This is a genomic window from Kitasatospora sp. NPDC059795 (genome assembly GCF_042732175.1).
Taxonomy (GTDB): domain Bacteria; phylum Actinomycetota; class Actinomycetes; order Streptomycetales; family Streptomycetaceae; genus Kitasatospora.
The window spans coordinates 1-4,632 of record NZ_JBHWID010000045.1 but is presented as its reverse complement, the minus strand read 5'-3'; the positions used below and the strand labels follow the sequence as shown (position 1 = coordinate 4,632).

The following is a 4,632-nucleotide window of genomic DNA, read 5'->3' as shown; positions in this document are numbered from 1 at the left end:
GGGGACCCTGTGGGAGAGTAGGACGCCGCCGAACAATCTTTCAGGGAAAGCCCCTCGCCTCACGGCGGGGGGCTTTTTCGCATTCCCGGACCATTCCCGGAACCAGTCACCACGGGTCGGGGTGGAGTTAAGTCCACCTGAAGGACGGGTGGCGCAGCCGGGGCCGCGGTCGCCGGGAGGAGCTGGTCCGTCAGCCGGCGCAGGTCTGCGAGCGGTGCCGCCAGGTTCTCGAACACGGCGTCGCCGGTGGGGGCGCAGGACATGATCGGCCCTGCTGCCAGCAGCACCCAGGGATGGTTCTCCGTGGTTGTGCGCGTGGCGAGGGCGGCCGGTCCGTGGTCATGCGCCGATCCAAGCAGGCTGGACCGACGGGGGAAGCGGTGCGGTGTCGGAGCTGGGGTGTGTCGGTGTGGGGTCGTACGCTCGCGGTGGGAAGAACTGGGTTGAAGTGAAAGGGTGTTGACGTGTTTCTTGGGCTTCGGACGGTGATCTATCCTGCGCCGGATCTTGCTGCGGCGAAGGCGTGGTGGTCCTCGGTGCTGGGATTCGAGCCGTACTTCGACGAGCCGTTCTATGTGGGCTTCAACGTCGGGGGTTACGAGTTGTCGCTCGATCCGAACGGGGATCCGGCGGTCGGGCCGGTGACGTACTGGGGTGTGCGGGATGTCGATGTGGCGCTGAAGGGTGTGGTGGCCGCGGGGGCGACGGTGCGGCAGGCGGTGCAGGAAGTCGGTGGGGGGATTCGGGTGGCGGCGGTGGTGGAGCCGTCCGGGGCGGTGGTCGGGCTGATCGAGAACCCGCACTTCGTGCTGCCGGACACGCTGCCGGGCGAGGGTGACGGCCCGGGTCGCTGACGGGATGTGGTGGGGGCTCCGACTCGGTCGGGGCCCCCTTTTTTTGTGGGTGGTGAAGGCCAGGGGACGTCCGGCTTCTGAGCATCCGGGACGGTGGCAGATCGGCCGGGGTGCGGAGTCCTGAGGCTGAGCCGGTCAGGGGGTGCGGGCCTGGTGGTCGTTGTGGAGGAGGAGGCGGGCGAGGTGGGCGGCGGTTGTGGTGATGGGGGGCCAGGTGGGGGCGTGGAGGTGGTCGGTGGGGGTGGGGTCGGGCGGGAGGGCGGTGAGGTGGGTGCGGAGGGCGGTGCCGAGGTCGGCGGTGAGGGCGGCTTCCTCGGGGGTGCGGAGGGTGTGGCCGAGCCAGGGGACGGGGGCGGTGGCGTCGCAGGCGTCGGTGAGGAGGGTGGCCAGGTGCGGCGCCGGGTCGAAGTCTGCGTCCTGGAGGCCGGGGGCGGCCAGGGTGAGGACCGCGGTCACCAGTTGGTGCCGGAGTGCGGGGAGGGTGAGGCCGCGGTCGATCACCGGGGGAGCGTACCGGGTGGAAGGTCAGGCGTAGGGGGCGAGTTGGGGGTCGACGGGGGCGCCGGTGAGGCGGTTGGCGAAGGTGGAGAGGGTGTAGGCGCCGATGCCGAGGACGATCTCCAGGGCGTTGCGGGGCGTGAAGCCGTGGGCGAAGAGGGCGGCGAGGTCGGGTTCGGGGACGGCGCCGGTGTGGTCGAGAGCGGAGTGGACGAAGCGTCGGACGGCCTCCAGTCGGGCGTCCGGGAGGGGCTGCTGGGCGCGGAGGGCGGCGATCAGTTCGGGGTCGGCGGCGAGCCGGGTGAGGGTGGCGGTGTGCATGGCCACGCAGAGGTGGCAGCCGTTGCGGGTGGCGATGGTCAGCACGACGGTTTCGCGGACCAGCGGGTCGAGCTCGGTGGCGTCGAAGAGTGCGGTCAACTTCAGGAAGCCGTCGAGGAGTTGGGGTGCGTGGGCGAGGCGTCCGGCGGCCTCGGGGAGGTGGCCGAGGTGGCGGGTGATCTGTTCCAGGGAGCGGCGGGCGGCCGGCGGTGCGGTCTCGGGGGTGAGGGTCGGGAAGTACTGGGCGGTGCCGGTGGCGGTGGACATGGTGGTCCCTTTCGGATGGCGGATGGCGGATGGCGGATGGCGGGAGGCGTGCCGGGGCGGCCGGGGGCGTTCCTCGGCTGCGCGTCCTAGAATGGACAACGTGGTTGACCAAAACGTAAACCAGGTTGTCGATCAGCGCAACGGGTTCGAGCTGCCGCTGCTGCTGTTCGCCGGATTCCGCACGATCATCGACGAGTTGCACGCCGAACTGGCCCGGCAGGGACACCCCGATGCGCGGCCCGCGCACGGCTTCGCGCTGCAGGCGATCGGGATGGAAGGCGCGACGGCGAGCGAGATCGGCCGTCGGCTGGGGGTGTCGAAGCAGGCCGCCGGGAAGACGGTGGACCGGCTGGTGGCGCTCGGTTACGCGGAGCGGGCGGACGATCCCGGCGACGCGCGGCGCAAGGTGGTGCGGCTGACCCCGCGCGGGCTGGACGTGCTGGCCCGGTCGGCGGTGGTCTTCGAGCAGATCCGCGGACGCTGGGCGGCGGCCCTGGGCGAGCAGCGGCTGCGCGAACTGGAGGACGGCATCGCCGAGTTGACCGGGCCGTCCGGCTTCCGGCTGGACGCGGCGGGCTGGTTCGCCGGCTGAGCGGAACCGGTGTTGAAACGCCGAGGGCCCGCCGCTCCGTCAGCGCGGACGGCGGGCGGCGGGCGGCGGGGGTCAGCGCGCGGCGCGGCGCTCCGCGCGGGCGGTGGCTTCGGCCTCGTCCTCGGCCTCGGCCTGCTCCAGAGTGGGGGCGGTGCCGCCGAGGTGGGCGGGGACCCACCACTCGTCGCCAGGGCCGGCCGGCTTCGCGGGGTACTCGCGCTGGGCGCGGTCGAGCATCTCCGACATGGCGGCGCGCAGGCGGCGGGTGACCATGACGGGACGGTCGGCCTCGGTGAGGTGGATCGGCTCGCCGATCATGATGGTGACCGGGACGTGGCGCTTCGTCAGGGTCTTCGGGTGGCCCTTGGTCCACAGCTGCTGGGTGCCCCAGAGGATGACGGGCAGCAGCGGGGTGCCGGAGTCGGCGGCCATCCGGGCGGCACCGGTCTTGAACTTCTTCAGCATGAAGGAGCGGCTGATGGTGGCCTCGGGGAAGACGCCGACCACCTCGCCCTCGCGCAGCGCCTTGACCGCGGCCTCGTACGCGGGCTGACCGTCGGTGCGGTCGACCGGGATGTGCTTCATGCCGCGCATCAGCGGGCCGGAGATCTTGTGCCGGAACACGTCGTCCTTGGCCATGAAGCGGGTCTTGCGGCGGGCCACCCGGTAGGCGCCGAAGCCGGCGAAGATGAAGTCCAGGTAGCTGATGTGGTTGCTGACCAGGACGGCGCCGCCGGTGGCGGGGACGTGCTCGGCGCCGACGATGGAGATCCGCAGGTCCAGCGCCTTGAACGCGGTGAGCGCGGTGCGGATCACCGGCGGGTACACGAACTCTGCCACGGGTCAGTCCTACTTCCCACGGGCCTGCTGCCCGGTGCGGTGGATCCCGGGGCGTGGTGGCAGGGCCGACGGGTCGCGGCACGCCGCGGCGGCCACGGGTGTTTCCCCCCGATAATCCCCCGAACGGGCAAGGTCTGTCACGCCCGCGCACCGCGCAGGTCGGTCCGGCGGGTGCGGGCCGGGTGCCGGAGGGGGGGGGAACGGCGGCCCGGGCGACGGGCGGAGGCGGTGTGCCGGGCTGCCGCGGTGGAGGTCGGCGGAGGTCGGCGGAGGTCGGCGGAGGTCGGAAGGCGGCACGGAGAGTGGTCATGGCACCGGTGCCGGGCGGAGTGCCCGGGCCCGGCGCGGTGTTTGTCACACTGGGTCGGTGATGAGCTCGACGGGAGGCGGCGCGGTGCAGGGTGAGGGCGGAGCGGTGCGGTTGACCGGGGCGGAGCTCGGCGCCGCGCTGGGGGAGCGGGCGACGCTGGTGCAGTTTTCCACCTCCTTCTGCCAGCCGTGCCGGGCGACCCGCCGCACGCTGGCCGAGGTGGCGGGCATGGTCGAGGGGGTGGCGCACGTGGAGGTGGACGCCGAGTCGCAGCTGGAGCTGGTGCGCCGCCTGGAGATCCTGCGCACCCCGACCGTGCTGGTGCTGGACGCGGGGGGCCGGGTGGTGCGTCGGGCGGCAGGCCAGCCGCGTCGGGTGGATGTGATCGTGGCACTCGGCGAGGCTGTCTAGGGCCTGTCTTCGAACCCGCGCCGCAGCCCCGCGGCGTCTGGTGCGTGCTCTCGGCGTGCCGGGTGGAAGGCCTCGTACTGGGTGTACTTGGTCTTTCGCCCGGTGCGGCGAGAGTGCGTGCCAGGCGTTGTGGGGCAGGCGGGGGTTCGAAGACAGGCCCTAGCGTTCAATCTCACAGGCGGATCTGGTGCCAGGTCAGGTGGCAGTCGGGCCGCCCTGGGGCAGGATGGGCCAAGGCGGCGGCGACCGTGCCCGGCCGGACCTGCGGCAGCGTAAGCTACTGGCGAGTAGTGACGGCTGAGCTACTCATGAGTATGCTGCCGGGGAGTTCCGGAGGGTATCGGCGCGAGCCGCCCGGACCGCGGCCCCCGCGCGTGTGCCGAGACCGCTCGACACGCACGGACGCAGCCGCAGCCGCCGGATCGGACCAGTAACAGGAGAGCAGGCCGTGAGCTTGAGGATCGTTGTCTGTGTGAAGTACGTGCCCGACGCGACCGGTGACCGTCGCTTCGCGGACGATGCGACCACCGATCGGGAGG

The 4,632-nt window shown here is 72.2% G+C and carries 6 protein-coding genes and 1 pseudogene; 4 read left to right on the top strand and 3 right to left on the bottom strand.

The annotated features are described in order from the left end of the window. The first annotated feature begins 464 nt into the window (after window positions 1-464). Window positions 465-854 carry a VOC family protein gene (locus tag ACFV4P_RS35830; RefSeq protein ID WP_380477675.1) on the top strand — a complete coding sequence of 130 codons (390 nt, stop codon included), beginning with the start codon at window positions 465-467 and terminating at the stop codon, window positions 852-854. Window positions 855-989: 135 nt separating this feature from the next. Here the strand turns inward: ACFV4P_RS35830 and ACFV4P_RS35825 are convergent, their stop codons facing one another. Both ACFV4P_RS35825 and ACFV4P_RS35820 read right to left on the bottom strand, forming a co-directional pair. Then, on the bottom strand, window positions 990-1,355 hold the full coding sequence (locus tag ACFV4P_RS35825; protein WP_380477674.1) for a hypothetical protein: 366 nt from the start codon (window positions 1,353-1,355) through the stop codon (window positions 990-992). 24 nt (window positions 1,356-1,379) lie between these two features. Next, window positions 1,380-1,940, bottom strand: a complete 561-nt coding sequence (locus ACFV4P_RS35820) for a carboxymuconolactone decarboxylase family protein (RefSeq protein ID WP_380477673.1) — start codon at window positions 1,938-1,940, stop codon at window positions 1,380-1,382. Window positions 1,941-2,031: 91 nt separating this feature from the next. Here ACFV4P_RS35820 and ACFV4P_RS35815 point away from each other — a divergent pair, with 91 nt between their 5' ends. After that, entirely contained in the window at window positions 2,032-2,532 is a 501-nt protein-coding gene (locus ACFV4P_RS35815; RefSeq protein ID WP_380477672.1) for a MarR family winged helix-turn-helix transcriptional regulator, read from the top strand. A 72-nt stretch (window positions 2,533-2,604) separates the two neighbouring features. Here ACFV4P_RS35815 and ACFV4P_RS35810 read toward each other — a convergent pair whose 3' ends face one another. Next, on the bottom strand, window positions 2,605-3,372 hold the full coding sequence (locus ACFV4P_RS35810; protein WP_380477671.1) for a lysophospholipid acyltransferase family protein: 768 nt from the start codon (window positions 3,370-3,372) through the stop codon (window positions 2,605-2,607). Window positions 3,373-3,742: 370 nt separating this feature from the next. Here ACFV4P_RS35810 and ACFV4P_RS35805 point away from each other — a divergent pair, with 370 nt between their 5' ends. Continuing rightward, complete coding sequence (locus ACFV4P_RS35805; RefSeq protein ID WP_073819451.1) at window positions 3,743-4,093, top strand: thioredoxin family protein; 351 nt, start codon at window positions 3,743-3,745, stop codon at window positions 4,091-4,093. A 448-nt stretch (window positions 4,094-4,541) separates the two neighbouring features. Further along, window positions 4,542-4,632: pseudogene (locus tag ACFV4P_RS35800) on the top strand (electron transfer flavoprotein subunit beta); the annotation flags it as partial.